The 14,146-nt window shown below is 50.1% G+C and carries 17 protein-coding genes; 6 read left to right on the top strand and 11 right to left on the bottom strand.

Going from position 1 to position 14,146, the window contains the following annotated elements:
- The first annotated feature begins 268 nt into the window (after positions 1-268).
- Positions 269-1,078, top strand: a complete 810-nt coding sequence (locus tag IE054_RS13775) for a hypothetical protein (RefSeq protein WP_189407361.1) — start codon at positions 269-271, stop codon at positions 1,076-1,078.
- 145 nt (positions 1,079-1,223) lie between these two features.
- Here IE054_RS13775 and IE054_RS13770 read toward each other — a convergent pair whose 3' ends face one another.
- Both IE054_RS13770 and IE054_RS13765 read right to left on the bottom strand, forming a co-directional pair.
- Entirely contained in the window at positions 1,224-2,438 is a 1,215-nt protein-coding gene (locus IE054_RS13770; protein ID WP_189407359.1) for a tyrosine-type recombinase/integrase, read from the bottom strand.
- A gap of 174 nt (positions 2,439-2,612) precedes the next feature.
- Positions 2,613-3,476: a YicC/YloC family endoribonuclease gene (locus tag IE054_RS13765; protein WP_189407358.1), complete on the bottom strand. Its 864-nt coding sequence runs from the start codon at positions 3,474-3,476 to the stop codon at positions 2,613-2,615.
- Between the two features lie 260 nt (positions 3,477-3,736).
- Here IE054_RS13765 and rph point away from each other — a divergent pair, with 260 nt between their 5' ends.
- Genes rph through tusA form a run of 3 tightly spaced genes read left to right on the top strand, consistent with a single transcriptional unit; the run spans position 3,737 to position 5,354 of the window.
- Entirely contained in the window at positions 3,737-4,450 is a 714-nt protein-coding gene (rph, locus tag IE054_RS13760) for a ribonuclease PH (RefSeq protein ID WP_189407356.1), read from the top strand.
- A gap of 9 nt (positions 4,451-4,459) precedes the next feature.
- Positions 4,460-5,101, top strand: a complete 642-nt coding sequence (gene pyrE / locus IE054_RS13755) for an orotate phosphoribosyltransferase (protein ID WP_189407354.1) — start codon at positions 4,460-4,462, stop codon at positions 5,099-5,101.
- Positions 5,091-5,354, top strand: coding sequence for a sulfurtransferase TusA (gene tusA / locus IE054_RS13750; RefSeq protein WP_189407352.1), 264 nt, complete (start codon positions 5,091-5,093; stop codon positions 5,352-5,354). Before pyrE ends, tusA begins: the two co-directional genes overlap by 11 nt.
- Positions 5,355-5,356: 2 nt before the next feature.
- On the opposite strand, the gene IE054_RS13745 is transcribed toward tusA, so the two are convergent.
- The 6 genes from IE054_RS13745 to IE054_RS13720 form a co-directional block, all read right to left on the bottom strand.
- Complete coding sequence (locus IE054_RS13745; RefSeq protein WP_189407350.1) at positions 5,357-6,157, bottom strand: DUF1206 domain-containing protein; 801 nt, start codon at positions 6,155-6,157, stop codon at positions 5,357-5,359.
- Between the two features lie 71 nt (positions 6,158-6,228).
- Positions 6,229-6,408 carry a hypothetical protein gene (locus IE054_RS13740; protein ID WP_189407348.1) on the bottom strand — a complete coding sequence of 60 codons (180 nt, stop codon included), beginning with the start codon at positions 6,406-6,408 and terminating at the stop codon, positions 6,229-6,231.
- Positions 6,409-6,472: 64 nt separating this feature from the next.
- The gene (locus IE054_RS13735) at positions 6,473-7,063 is read right to left on the bottom strand and encodes a YqaA family protein (protein ID WP_189407347.1); all 591 of its coding nucleotides are present in this window, start codon (positions 7,061-7,063) and stop codon (positions 6,473-6,475) included.
- A gap of 6 nt (positions 7,064-7,069) precedes the next feature.
- Entirely contained in the window at positions 7,070-8,362 is a 1,293-nt protein-coding gene (locus IE054_RS13730) for an amidohydrolase family protein (RefSeq protein ID WP_189407344.1), read from the bottom strand.
- Positions 8,363-8,461: 99 nt separating this feature from the next.
- Positions 8,462-9,031 (bottom strand): DUF1285 domain-containing protein, encoded by a 570-nt coding sequence (locus tag IE054_RS13725; protein WP_189407343.1) that lies wholly within the window; start codon positions 9,029-9,031, stop codon positions 8,462-8,464.
- Entirely contained in the window at positions 9,021-9,881 is an 861-nt protein-coding gene (locus IE054_RS13720) for a DUF3014 domain-containing protein (RefSeq protein WP_189407341.1), read from the bottom strand. Before IE054_RS13720 ends, IE054_RS13725 begins: the two co-directional genes overlap by 11 nt.
- A 250-nt stretch (positions 9,882-10,131) precedes the next feature.
- Here IE054_RS13720 and IE054_RS13715 point away from each other — a divergent pair, with 250 nt between their 5' ends.
- Together IE054_RS13715 and IE054_RS13710 are read left to right on the top strand one after the other, a co-directional pair.
- The gene (locus tag IE054_RS13715; RefSeq protein ID WP_189407339.1) at positions 10,132-11,424 is read left to right on the top strand and encodes a sterol desaturase family protein; all 1,293 of its coding nucleotides are present in this window, start codon (positions 10,132-10,134) and stop codon (positions 11,422-11,424) included.
- Positions 11,425-11,428: 4 nt separating this feature from the next.
- Positions 11,429-11,734 (top strand): DUF6482 family protein, encoded by a 306-nt coding sequence (locus tag IE054_RS13710; protein ID WP_189407337.1) that lies wholly within the window; start codon positions 11,429-11,431, stop codon positions 11,732-11,734.
- Between the two features lie 141 nt (positions 11,735-11,875).
- Here IE054_RS13710 and IE054_RS13705 read toward each other — a convergent pair whose 3' ends face one another.
- The 3 genes from IE054_RS13705 to IE054_RS13695 all read right to left on the bottom strand — a co-directional run bounded on the left by IE054_RS13705 (position 11,876) and on the right by IE054_RS13695 (position 14,146).
- Positions 11,876-13,198 carry an ABC1 kinase family protein gene (locus tag IE054_RS13705; protein ID WP_189407335.1) on the bottom strand — a complete coding sequence of 441 codons (1,323 nt, stop codon included), beginning with the start codon at positions 13,196-13,198 and terminating at the stop codon, positions 11,876-11,878.
- A 28-nt stretch (positions 13,199-13,226) separates the two neighbouring features.
- The gene (locus IE054_RS13700; RefSeq protein ID WP_189407333.1) at positions 13,227-13,499 is read right to left on the bottom strand and encodes a hypothetical protein; all 273 of its coding nucleotides are present in this window, start codon (positions 13,497-13,499) and stop codon (positions 13,227-13,229) included.
- A gap of 146 nt (positions 13,500-13,645) precedes the next feature.
- Positions 13,646-14,146, bottom strand: a complete 501-nt coding sequence (locus tag IE054_RS13695; RefSeq protein ID WP_189407394.1) for a DUF6702 family protein — start codon at positions 14,144-14,146, stop codon at positions 13,646-13,648.

Genomic DNA, 14,146 nt, shown 5'->3' with positions numbered 1-14,146 from the left:
CGTTGAGCGTGCGCTGAATGCAAGGCCAAGGAAATGCCTTGGGTTTAAACAACCATCGGTGGTCTTCAATGAATTACGAAGAACAGCTTAATTTAGCGAGTGGTGCACTTCGGGGTTGAATCCGCGTCATCTGGATTAGTAGAAAATAAATTAACGCCATATTCGCCAGAGTACGGTCAAACGAGCTACTAGGATATTTTGCCCTCGACGGTTCTATTTCGTGGTAAACTCCCGATAGTGTAATAAGTTAGTTTTTGAAGGGGAATGAATGCGAAAATGGTTAGTGCCGATTACCGGAAATCATCAGGTCCTTTACAACTTAAATAACTGGCTTGAGTCTCCAGATTTTTGTATTTATGAAGATAGTGAGGACCATCTGGGAGATGCTTATTTTTTAGAGTCGGTCCACCTCAATGGTGCAACAGACATTAATCAAGTGATCAGCAAACTTAAAGGACTATTGGAACTTATTAATGGGGCTGTAGCAATACATTGGGGATTCGACAATGCTCGCTCAAACCATCAGTTGAGTTTTGATGAACTGTACTTCACTGATGAAGATTTTCCTCGTGAAAGTGACTACTCTTTAGCTACACCCAGACCTCGAATTCATGAGGTGCCGCCTAGTTCGCCTTTTTCTGTAAAAATACCACTCGAAAGCCAGTTAAACTCATGCAAGGATTTAATCTCTGCAAGAGTTCGAATGGCGGAAAACAGTGATGCTGTAAGATATTTGCTGCGACAAGCGGCTTCTGGTTTTGATTGGAGAAACCTTTATGCAATCTGGGATACAGTTTGCTATTACTGTGGTGGAGAAAAGGCAGCTGTAAAAAACCTAAAAGTTGACGCTAATAAGAAGAGCGCCTTCACTGGAACCGCAAACTCGTTTTCTGTCTTAGGTCCTGAAGCTAGACATGGTGAGAAAGGCTGGAAAGTGCCAAATAATCTAATGACTTTGGTAGAGGCTAATGATTTTATTCACGAATTAACTGTAACTTTTTTGAAAAAATATCATTGTGTAAAATGTCATGAGCAGAACTTAGTGGAAAAAATTCGGCTCAAAAATGAATTAGTGTAATTACTTCAAAATCGCTCGGTGGTTAAGCGACTAAGCTCCCTTGGTAATCACACTAGTATATAGAAAGCGATTGATTATTCTGATATCTCAAACTGGTTCGCTTAGACGTTGACTAATAATTAATTGAACTAGGCTAGCCTCTTCATCACAGAAGAAAGGGCTGCAAAGCGACAGATACTGCTTGGTGGATACCCTTTCTCTCTTCAAAAAAGTCATGCTTGTTATAAATCTCATCTAATTTACTGATTTTATGATTTAAGCAACGCTCTAAATGGTCATCTTGAAACTTTAGTTCTGAACCAATAGACCTGAAAGTGCGTCGGAGATCATGCACCCTAAAATGTTCTAAATCGCCCATACGGTTTGGTGGCTGAACCTTTTTACTACGATCTATACCGAACAGTGAATTTATTGCGCTGTTAATGGTATCTGAACCCATATACGGTTTACTACTTTGGCGTCTAGCTGGGAATACAAAATCTGAGCCTCGTGAGCGAACTTTTAGTTCTCTAAGCCATTCTACAGCAAGTGGCGGTAACGGAATCTTGATAGCTCGAAAGTTTTTCTTGGTACGCTCTTTGGGTAAATGCCAAACCGCGTTATCTAAATCGAATTCACGCCATGGGGCTTGAATTAGTTCAGATTTACGTACTCCCAACACCACCAACAAACAGCAGGCCAGATAGTTGTCGCGAGTAAAAGACTCGGGGTATTTTCTGAATTTGCCGAATGCTTGCTCCACTTCATCAATAGTTAATACTCGTTCCCGACACGACTCATCCCCTCCTGCATCTTTATAGCTGAAGGCAGATGCGGGATTGTTGAGTGTAATATTTAATTGAATAGCATGTTTAAAAAGGTTGTTAAGTAGGTCAAGGACATCATTTGCCACTGTAGGTCGTCCACTATCGGTAATAATATTTAGGATATCTCGAATGTGGAACGCATTAACCTGCTCAACTTTGAGGTGACCAATGAACTTGGCTACATTGTTGTCATATTTACTTTTCGGAATATCAGGCCTTTCTAATCGTTTGAGCAGTTTATTTTCAAACATATCTTGAAATAGCTCGTTAAAAGTCATCCCGTTATGTTTGTGGAGAGAGCTCAATGATAGTGGATCAATGCCTTCTCTTAGCATGGCTCTGATCGTTTCAGCCTCACCACGAGCTTCCGCCAGCATCAGTTGCTTGAACTTACCTAGTGACTTTTCCCTCCTCTTTTCATTGAAGGTATATCTCAGGGACCAGTAAGGTTCACCGCGCTTCGGAACGACAAACAACAAACCGTTTCCGTCGGATGTTTTACCTGGCTTTCCTTTAGCTAGTAAGTTGACCTGTTTGACTGTTAAATTTGACATTTTTTCACCTCTTGTACTCACCAGTGGCTTGAGACTAGCAGCGAAAAATACTCACCACAATACTCACCAGTTGGATGAAACAGAATGAAAAAATACGGAACAATAAAAAACAAAACCCCGCTATAAGGCGAGGTTTTTCAATTGCTTATGAATATCTGTGAGCGTTAGAGAGCGTTACTCTATATTCTGGATCTGCTCACGCATCTGCTCAATCAGTACTTTTAGCTCTACCGCTGACTGAGTGATGTCAGTGCTGATGGATTTAGAGCCTAAGGTGTTCGACTCGCGGTTGAACTCCTGCATCATAAAGTCCAGTCGCCGGCCACAGGCGCCGCCTTTATTCAGAATATTGCGTGTTTCGCTAACATGGGTGTTTAAGCGGTCAAGTTCTTCGGCCACATCGACTTTTTGCGCCAGCATGATCATTTCCTGCTCGAAGCGGCCTGCATCAAGCTCAACCTTGGCTTCCTCAAAACGGGTCTGAATACGTTCACGTTGCCAGTTCATAATGTCAGGCATACGTGCGCTGACTTTCTCCACTTCCTGTTCAATGGCGTCCAGGCGCTGCTCGATAATGGATTTAAGCGCCTCGCCTTCCGCTGCCCGGGCGTCGATAAAGTCTTTCAGGGTGGCATCAAAACCGGCCATCACATCGGCCTGAATGGTATCCATGTCGGCTTCTTCAGCGGCAATCACCCCTGGCCAGCGTAATACATCCAGCGGGTTAACGCCGGTCGACTGGCCATGCGACTGCACCCAGTCGGCGGCATGCAGCACTTGTTTTGCCAGGGTTTCGTTCAGATTCAGTTTGGTGTCGGTATCGTCACTGGCACTAAAGCGCAGGTTACATTCAATTTTGCCGCGCGCCAGTTTCTTGCGGAACCGTTCACGCAGTACCGGTTCCAGTGAGCGGAACTGCTCGGGTAAACGGAAATAGGTTTCAAGATAGCGTTGGTTAACTGAGCGAAACTCCCATACGGCAGTTCCCCAGTCTTTTTTTACTTCGCCCCGGGCGAAGGCTGTCATACTGTATATCACACATCACCTTTAATGTTTGTGGCCTCTGCTCAATCTGAACTGCCTGAGCGGTTCACGCGTTCTGTCTCTTTGTGGCAGCGGCCTGCCCTAATCATAGCGCACAAATACCAAAAGGTAATTACGAACAGGCACAGTGTTTTTCACTCCTGTGCACAGTGCGTTATACTGTGCACACTTTCCCTGAGGGGCATTGCAGATTCGCGCTGTGTTCGCCTGACGGGACTTTCACTATTCTTGCACCAACTCATGTGGAGAACACTATGCGTCCAAGCGGCAGAACCGCCAGTCAGATCCGTCCCGTTACCCTAACCCGCCAGTACACCTGCCATGCAGAGGGCTCGGTACTGGTGGAATTCGGCAACACCAAGGTGCTGTGCAATGCCACAGTTGAAGAAGGGGTGCCGCGCTTTATGAAGGGCCAGGGTAAAGGCTGGATCACCGCTGAGTACAGCATGCTACCGCGTTCTACCCATACCCGTAGTGGCCGTGAAGCGGCCCGTGGCAAACAGGGTGGCCGTACCCTGGAAATTCAGCGTCTGATAGCCCGCTCTCTGCGCGCCGCCGTCGATCTGAAATTACTGGGTGAGAATACTATCACGCTTGACTGTGATGTGATTCAGGCTGATGGCGGAACGCGTACTGCGTCGATTACCGGAGCCTGTGTTGCGCTGGTGGACGCCCTTACCTACATGCGTAGTAAAGGGATCCTTAAAGCCAATCCGCTTAAGCATATGATTGCTGCGCTGTCGGTGGGCATTTATAAAGGCACGCCCATTGCTGATCTGGAATACTTAGAAGACTCTGATGCAGAAACCGATATGAATATCGTCATGACCGAGAGCGGCAAGCTGATCGAAGTGCAGGGCACGGCCGAGGGCGAACCTTTCAGTTTTGATGAAATGGAAGAAATGCTGACCATTGCCAAGCATGGCTTGCGCGAACTGTTCGATATCCAGAAAGCTGCGCTGGCCTGAGGAGTCGCCATGAAAGCATACCAACGTGAATTTATTGCGTTTGCGATTGAACGCGGGGTCCTCAAATTTGGTGAGTTTACGTTAAAGTCCGGGCGCACGAGTCCGTATTTCTTTAATGCGGGGTTATTTAACCGTGGCGGCGATCTTGCCCGGCTGGGACGCTATTACGCCAGCGCGCTGACCGATGCAGGTGTGGATTTTGATGTCCTGTTTGGTCCGGCTTACAAGGGGATCCCCATTGCGACGACCACCGCTGTAGCGCTGGCCGATCATCACAGCCTGGATGTGCCCTATTGCTTTAACCGTAAAGAAGCTAAAACGCATGGCGAGGGTGGCAATCTGGTAGGTAGCGAGCTTAAAGGCCGGGTCATGCTGGTGGATGATGTGATCACGGCGGGCACGGCTATTCGCGAGTCCATGACATTACTGGAACAAAACCAGGCGTCGCTTGCCGGTGTGCTGATTGCGCTTGATCGTCAGGAACGGGGTCAGGGTGAGTTATCTGCTATTCAGGAAGTCGAGCGCGATTTCGCCACGCGTGTCGTTGCCATTGTCACCCTTGGCGATGTAGTCAGCTACCTTGAAGAACAGGGCGGCCACCAGGCATCCATTGATGCTATTACGGCCTATCGCAGCAACTATGGCATCTGATAGTACATTCAGCGAGGCGTTTGAGAGCGCCTCGCAACACCTTGATGCCATGGGGCTGCGCTGTCCGGAGCCGGTGATGATGGTGCGCCTGAATATTCGTAAACTGAATGATGGCGACACCTTGAGCATTGTTGCCGATGATCCGTCAACGGCCCGTGACATTCCCAGCTTTTGTAAGTTCATGTCTCACACGCTGGTGGCCGCACAAACTGAGGTGCTGCCTTACCAGTATGTGATTAAAAAGGGCCTGTAAAATCAGGTCCTTCTGTATCTGGCCTCAAACGCACAGTAAATACCAAACATGACAAAGCCAACACCCACGGCACCCAGCAAATACTGGCCGAAAGTCTGTTCGGTCAGCGTTTCGAGGGCTTTTTGCAGTCCCCCGGCTTCAGAAGCGTCCTGATTAAGCGCTGCGAACGCAAAAAAACTGCCGACCAGCAAGTACACCACTCCTCTGGCAGTGTACCCCACCCTGCCCGCTTTACGGGTGGCTTCCTGCGCCCCCTGAGACAGACGTTCGGTTTCAAACTTTTTAATAAAGTCAGCGGTGTATGCGTGTTTAAACTGAATGAACGCAAAGGCAATAATGGCTACGGCGCCAGCCCCAACGATAATCAGCCCCCATTCATACTGCATCAGCTGCGCGGTCATCTGCTGACTGTCTGAGCCTCCCTGCCCGGATGAATCATCGCCGGTAAAGACCTTAATGCCCAGATAGGCGGCAATAAGGTATATCAGGCCGGAAACAAACAGAAAGACGCGCATGATCACATCTTTTGCCTTGCTCATGTCCAGTGATTCGGTGTTCAAAACACACTGCAGCCAGCGCCACAGCGCATAGCAGATTAGCCCGGCGACAACAGCGATAAGCATCACCTGACCGTAAGGTTGTGACTGGATAGTTTCAAACACATGTTTTTGTGTAGTGTTTTCACTGCCCAGCGCAGAAATTGCCGATGAGATAATAAAAACCCCAAGCATGGTATACATCACGGTTTTAGCACTGTACCCCGCGCCGGCTATCACGCTGAGCCATTTTGAATGGGTTTGCACGGCTACTGTTCCTACTGTTGTTGAAACGGTAAGGACTAACCGTTCAAAAAGTACGCCACATTGAGTGATTTTCACTTTTGCGGCTGGGATGCCGCCTTAAGAAGTAACTGCTGCAGGTGATGTTTGCCTTCGCGGGACAGGCAATGCAACTCAGAGGCATGTAAATCACAGCGCTTTAGCGCGCGTAACAGTGCCGCTTCGTTAATTTCAACCTGAATAAAGCCTTGCTTTGTTGCTGCTTGCGATTGCATATGCCTGCCCCACGAAGGATATACAATTACTGTAGTGCAAATGATAACTATTATCAATAAAGGTTTATGACGATACCAGTGTCGACAGCCACCACAGCAGCAATACAATAACAGTGATTAACACTATGGCCTTGGTCTTATACTGGCGTATCAGTTGCTCTGCTTTATTTCCAGCCAGGTAAACAACCACTGCCAGACCAAAGTAGCGCAGCGACCGCGCAATAAATGTCGCCAGCAAAAAAAGGGGGAGCGAGAACTGCGTGGCACCGGCACTCAGCATCGCTATCTGAAATGGCACCGGCGCAATACCTAATGTCAGCACAAACCAGAACCCTTCCTGACTCATCTTTGTCTTTACCTGCTCAACCTGTTCCGGGCTGGACAGTGTCTGCGTCACCCACTCACCGATGATGTCAAACAGGTAGTAGCCAAGCGCGTAGCCAACGATGGCTCCAAGCACGCAGCCAAGAGTAGCCATAAGCGCGATCAGCCATAACTGTTCGCGACGTGCCTGCATCAACGGCACCAGCACCGCTTCCAGCGGCACCGGAACAACGGTTGATTCGAGAAACGATGCCAGCGTGATGCTTTTGAGCATGTGTTTCGACGCGATCAGCGATTTGGTTTTATGCTTAACTGTGCGGCTTATGGCCATAACTGCTTACTCTGGCTGTTTGTAGACCTTACCGTCTTTCATGACGAACGACACTGTCTTCATCACACCGATATCCTCAAGAGGATTTCCCGCAACCGCGATAATATCGGCCAGTTTGCCAGTCTCCAGGGTCCCAAGCTGGTCATCGATGTTGAGTAGCTGTGCGCTGTTGATCGTGGCAGTGCGCAGGGCGTCTGCTTCATCCATTCCCGCCTGTACCATCAGTTCAAACTCCCGGGCATTGTCGCCGTGAGCAGAGACGCCGCTATCCGTTCCAAAGGCTATGTTAACCCCCGCCTGATGTGCGTTTTCAAAGGTTTTCTGGATCAACGGACCAATTTTTGCGGCTTTGGGGCGTACGATGTCAGGAAAGTAGCCATCAATTTTAGCTTTTTCAGCGACAAATTCGCCGGCCATGATGGTAGGTACAAAATAGGTACCATGTTCTTTCATCAGATCCATGATGGTCTCATCCATGTAGGTGCCGTGTTCTATCGAAGTGACGCCAGCTTTAATGGCCCGGGCCATGCCTTCCTTACCATGCGCATGCACGGCAACGGTCATCTCGTAGTCGTTGGCGGTGTCAACAATACCCTCGAGTTCATCATCCATAAACTGGGGGTTCTGACCGCTTTTTGCCACACTTAACACACCGCCGGTAGCGGTTATTTTGATCACGTCCGCCCCTTCCTGGTAGCGCGCCCTGACTGCTTCTCTTGCATCAATGGGACCGTTCACAACGCCCTGGCGCGGGCTCACATCCGGACGCAGCACATGGGCTAAGCCATTACTGGGGTCGGCATGGCCGCCGGTTGTGGCAATGGATTTGCCTGCTGTGTAAACACGCGGGCCGGTGGCGAAGTCTTTATTGATGGCATTACGTAAGGCTATTGTTTCGTAATAACTGTCGCCTAAGTTTCTGACTGTGGTAAAGCCAGCCATTAGCGTTTTATTCGCATAATGGGCGGCGCGAATGGCCACATCGGCTTCATTAAATGTGTAGCGCTGCATGTACGTCGACGGGCCGCCATGCTGAAATGACAAATGCACGTGCATATCCATCAGTCCCGGCATGACCGTGGCATTGCTTAAATCGATCAGCGTGTCGTCGTTGTCCGGCTCGGTGTAGCCCTTTTCAATCGCCGTGATTCGGTTGTCCTCAATCACCAGCGTCATGTTTTGTCTGAGTGTGTCTTCGGTACCAGTGAAGACCTTACCAGCGTGGATCAGTGTGGCGGCCTGCACAGATGCACCGCTGGCAACAGCCAGTACAGTGGTGAGTAACCTGGTTATTTTCATTATTTTTTTCCTTGTAGTTAAAACACTGTCAGAAAACCACTGTAGGTGAGTCATGCCAGAGTCACAACGCACATTGCGACCAGTGTCAGATAACCGAAGTCAGGACGAAGGCAAGCGGCCAATAACGAAGTCATGCCCGTTACTGCCAATCACCAGCGCTGTTTCGCCGGCCTCACTGATTTGAGTTGCCTGTTCGATCAGCTGATAATACACATTGTGATGCAGGCGTCCCCACAGGTTGCGGCGGATTTTGATATAGGGAATGGCTGTGGCATTTTCGTCAGCAAGCGCCACAGGTGGCTGGCGCAGCGCTATCTGGGAAGGCTGGGTAAGGTGAACATCTTCATCAGTTTGCGTGGTAAGTACCAGCACGTCACCTTCATAACGCCAGTTGGTGATCACAAAGGGCACATCGGCTACGCTGATACCCAGCTTTTCCACGGGGGTGACCAGATAATAGTTGTCGCCCTCTTTCTTCAGCACCGAGGCAAATAGCTTTACCAGTGCACGGCGACCAATGGGCGTACCTTCATAAAACCAGCGACCATCCAGTTGGATCTGCATGTTCATGTCGCCACAGAATTCAGGATCCCATTTGTCTACCGGCGGCCCGGACTCAGCGTCCGTGGTCTCGCCGGCAAGTTGTTGCTGAAGTTTATTAAGATCCATTGTCTTGTAGCAATGCCTTCAGTTCGCGCAGTTTCGCCTTAATGCGACGCATGTTGTCTGGCCCTGTGCGTAATAATTGCTTTTGCGGTGAGGACAGATTCTCAAGCTGCTCATCGGCATACTTGTAGGCAACAGAATCGGTGTAAACTTCGACCGGCATGGGCACTTCCGGTGTATCCAGTAACTGATCGATCGCCTCAACGATAACATTGTCAAAGTCGCGGTCCGGATCGCCTATTTCGCTGTACTTCTGCTGAATATCAGGCTGATAGGTTTCGTACAGATCCAGCAGAGCCTCATTCTCAAACGATTCCAGCATATCGACATACGGCGTATAGCGTTTGTAACTGGCAGCATCAATCCACTTCTTACCGGCCTGGGTGTAGACCCTGAAGGACTGTTCCGGTGGCGATACCAGGCGATAATTGGTGGCCAGTTCATCATTGGCAACATTGGTCACTGCCACCACAAAACGCTGTAGCACAGCTTCGTCCATCAAAATGCGATTGATCGCTTCATCATTAGACGCTGAGATATCGGCCAGCGACGCTTTCACGGCGTCATCGCTCACATCCAGCGGCTCAGGCTCTGGCTCAGGTTCAGGTTCCGGCATCGGTTCTACTTCCCGTTCTGACTCTATTTCCACAGGCTCTGGTTCCGGCGTTCGCTCAAACTCTTCGGTTTCGGTCGCCGGCTCCGGTTCTTCCTGCTGGGTCACCGGCTGTTCAGCGGGCACGGGTTCAGGCTCGTCATCCGACGGCCAGAAGATCACAGCCAGAATTATCACCACGATGGCGCCAATGATCAGAATATGGGGCGTTATTGATTTCTTTTCCGTCTCTTCACTCATAATTTTTCAACCTAACTCGCAACCAGTTTTAGATAGTATCAGAGATAGCACCTAATGTAGGAAAATCAATAGAAACAAAGGTTCCTCTGTACTGGCAAATTCCTCATTTGACTTAGTTTTTTACGCCATCAGCGCCGATTTTGATCGCTCTTTGCCCAATTTTATACATAAAAAAACCTGATTGTGATTCCAAATCACGCTGCTGTTGATACAATTTATTAACAAATAAATACACTAAGTTAGGTCGACAATGTCTGTAATTCTGTTCGCCATACCGTTTTTTCTGCTCCTGATAATCCTGGAGCTGGTGGTGGATGTGCGTCGTAAAACAGGTTACTACCGTGCCAATGATGCAATGACCAGCTTAGGCATAGGCATTGTGTCGCGCATGATGACACTGGCACACCAGCTTATTCCCTTCACAGTGTATGCCGTGGTGTTTGATGCGATCGCCGTTTTGACTTTACCTGATACAGTCTGGGTGTGGGTCATGGCGTTTATCGTGTATGACTTTTTCTACTACTGGAAGCATCGCATGGGCCATGAAATGAGTATTTTGTGGGCGGCCCATGTCGTGCATCACTCCAGTGAAGACTACAACCTTACAACCGCGCTGCGTCAGACCAGTGGTGCCCTGTTCACCTGGATCTTCTTTCTGCCCATGGCATTGCTGGGTATTGAGCCTGAGATGCTGATTACGGTCGCTGCCCTGAATCTGGTCTATCAGTTTTGGGTACATACCCAGCATATCAATCGGCTGGGCTGGATGGAGTACGTATTTGTCACGCCGTCCAACCATCGGGTACATCATGCCCAAAACCGCGCGTATATCGATAAAAATTACGGCGGCGTGTTTATCCTGTGGGACAGATTATTCGGCACATTCATTGATGAAGATCCCGATAACCCGCCGGTGTATGGGTTACGCGGTGCACTTAAAAGCTTTAATCCGCTGTGGGCAAACCTGCAGGTTTATTCACAGTTGTGTCGCGACAGCTATTATACCCGTGCCTGGCACGATAAATTTCGGGTCTGGTTTGGCCGCACCGGCTGGCGCCCGGCTGACGTGGCTGCCCGCTTCCCCGTAGATAAACCGCCGCTCAGTGCATTTAAAAAATTTAATCCTGCGTTAGCGGCCTGGCTGACTCGCTATAGTATGATGCAGCATGGTGTACTGCTTTGTGGCACGTTATTTCTTTTGTTAAGTCTGGCGTCACTCTCCGGTGTGCAGCAAGCCGTACTGGTTGCGCTGATTATACTGACGGCCCTGCAGATTGGCCTTGTTTTACAACAGGTTAAACTGGCGATAGCACTGGAAGCACCGCGTTTGCTGTCAATGCCGTTGGTACTGGCTTCGGCGGGGTTTTCATCCGCTGTGATCTTCACAGCCGCTGTGCTTGCTGCGGTGAGCTTATTACTACTGCTGGTGGCGGTCCGTCAGGCATATCCGTCGCGGCCATTGCTGGCGCCGGAACATCAGCCTGACGACTACGTACAGGACGCGGTTGTGCCATCACTGGCCCGGGAAACCAAGGTGGAGTAATGTCATGGACAAATTTTCCTATACACAGGTTTGCGATGCTGCACTGGATATTGATTATCTGGAAGTACAGTCGTTTGAGATGAGCGTCTATCTGGTCTACCTGAAAGCGCATGGTAAAGCGGGATTTGTTTACGAAAATGACCGCCCTAAGCGATTTTTCAGTACCGGTCAGATCCGGGAGGCCTTTGCACACTGCCAGGTAGCAGAAGCGGCAATGAAGCACGACTCCCCCTATGATGAGATGATTGGCAACCCGCCTAAAGGAGCCAGTCAGATGACCATGCCGTTTTCTATGCAGCTGCCGTACTAAACAAGATGCGAATAAGTTTGTCGCCGCTCAGCGAATCGGCAGTGCGTCGTTGTCTGAGGTTGCGCAGGAAAAAATGACGGTCGCCTTGTCTTAATGATACACCGGCTGCTGAAAAACGTGCACTGCAAAGGTCAGCACACCCTAGCCGTGATCCAGCCACGGTGCCGCCACATGTCGCATATCCACCCGCGCTTCAAGGCGTTTGGCCATTAAAAATAAGCCACCCAGTTTGCGGTGAATAAACAGGGCATCAGCTGGCGGTGCATGCCAGAACTGTAGGTCATAGGTGAGCGTCATCCCGGCATCATGGGTGCGGGTCAGCAGGTCGGTGGTACCAAAATCATAGGCGCCATCCGCACGTATTGACTCACAGGCCATCATTCCCAGTTCAATCACCGCCTGTTGCTGTGCGTCATTGTGGTATTCGCTGATAAGACCAATGGCCAGTGCGGCTTCACGCATCATGCCATGATCGTTACAGGCGGCCGCATTTAACAGTTGCTGGTAGTGTCCGGCAATGGCGGGCGGAATGCTGCGGGTGGCGCCAAAATCGAGAAGCACCAGCTGCTGCGACGCGTTGATAACCCGATAGTTGGCCAGGTTTGGATCGCTTTGTAAGGTATGAAACTCAAACAGCTCCCGAAAGAACAGCTCCATCAGTGATGTCATATAGGCATCGCGCTGCTCCTGGGGCTGCTCCAGAACGCTCTCCAGTGGCTGACTTTCGACAAAATCCATGGCCAGTACATCACCGCTGCTAAAGGCTGGTATAACCTCGGGGATAATAAAGCGCGGATCCTCGCCCACGGCGTCCCGGTAACGCTTTAGCATGGCCGCTTCGTGCAGGTAGTCTGCCTCGAGGTGCAATTGCGCCTTGGCTTCTTCCAGCAAGGGCGCAATAGGCACCGCTTTAGGAATAAGGCCGCTCATGCGGATGAGTGTGGCGACATTATCAACGTCACTGTCGATGCTGTCTTTGACGCCCGGGTATTGTACTTTCACTGCCATCATCCGGCCTTCAGGCGTGATGGCTTTATGGACCTGGCCGATGGACGCAGACGCGATGGGGGCGAAGGAAAAATACAGCAGGCGATCACGCCACTGCTTACCCCAGCTAGCCTCAAGTACCTCGATAAGCTGCGCCTCGGGCATTGGCTCGGCATCTTCACGTAAGCGTGCCAGTATTTGCCCCAGCTCTTTGGGCAGAAACTCGCCGCTGTCCATGGAAATGATCTGGCCAACTTTCATGGCGGCGCCACGCATGGTGGCAAGCTGATCGGTGATACGGGTAATGTTGGCCGGGGTCAGCAGCAGGTCAGACAGTCCTGGGCGCTTACCCTTAAACCATTCACTGGCGCCATTCGTTAGCATGCTGCCAGCAATGCGCCCGGCCATTGTGCCAAGACGTCCAACCCGGCTCAGGCGACCCGCGGGGATCGGGCGGCCTGTCGACTTATTGCTCATAGTGATACACGTATAAGGTTTATACTCTTTAAACCAGTTGCGATGCAATCTGGATCAGCAGCCCCACAACACTGCCGATGGCAAAGCCCAGCCAGCCATTGCGGCCGGTGTAGCGTGCCAGTGCAGCGCCAAACAAACCACACCATAGCATCGCAGCATACACGCCGATGGTGCCTGTGCCGACGCCGGTATCAGGTAAAAAAAGCAGTACTATGAAGGTGGTAGCCATTGCACCAGACAGCAGCACCCACATAATATTTTTGCGGTTGGCAAAGGCGCTTTCTGAGGTTTCGTTTTGCATGATTACACCACTGTTTAGGGTCTGATAGTAGTGTGTCCGGTCCTGATGAGGGGGTCAATGCCGTTGATATTAGACTATAGGCGTAGGCGTGAGGCTAAAAAGTGCAGAATGGCAGTCAGGCTGCCACTCTGCCGCATCTTACGGAACTAGTGTGCACTGTTGCCGAAGGAAACCTCCAGCAGCGTCACATTGTCGGTAAATGTCAGGGTTTGCAGGTCGCCTTTGCCTTCTACATTGAGGGTATTGACCTGCGTTGGCCACAGATCGCGCAGCGCATCATGACGAATTTTAAGGCCAGCCAACTCTGGCGGCTGCGCCGTTTCCTGATACACCCAGAAAAACTTACCTTCTGTTTCAAAGCCTACTGGCTTTAATGGCAGAGGCTGTTTGTCACTGTTCAGCAGCACAAAGTGGCGGGCAACGTAGTCAGCAAAAGCCTGCTGTGTTTGTTTATCGGCAATAATATCAGCCGATTTATCAAACAGTGCTTTTACTGCGTGCTCAGCATCGTGCAGATTAAACCGGTGCATGATTTCAATATTTTCAGTGCGCGGGTTAAACAGCACGGTGGTAATGGCCGCCTTGATCTGGTGCGCATGGCTAACGTGCGTAAACAGCAGCAACAGGGCCAGCAGGCCCCATTGCAT

Origin of the sequence: Alteromonas halophila, from assembly GCF_014651815.1 — a bacterium.
Taxonomy (GTDB): domain Bacteria; phylum Pseudomonadota; class Gammaproteobacteria; order Enterobacterales; family Alteromonadaceae; genus Alteromonas; species Alteromonas halophila.
This window is presented reverse-complemented; position numbering and strand designations above follow the sequence as displayed.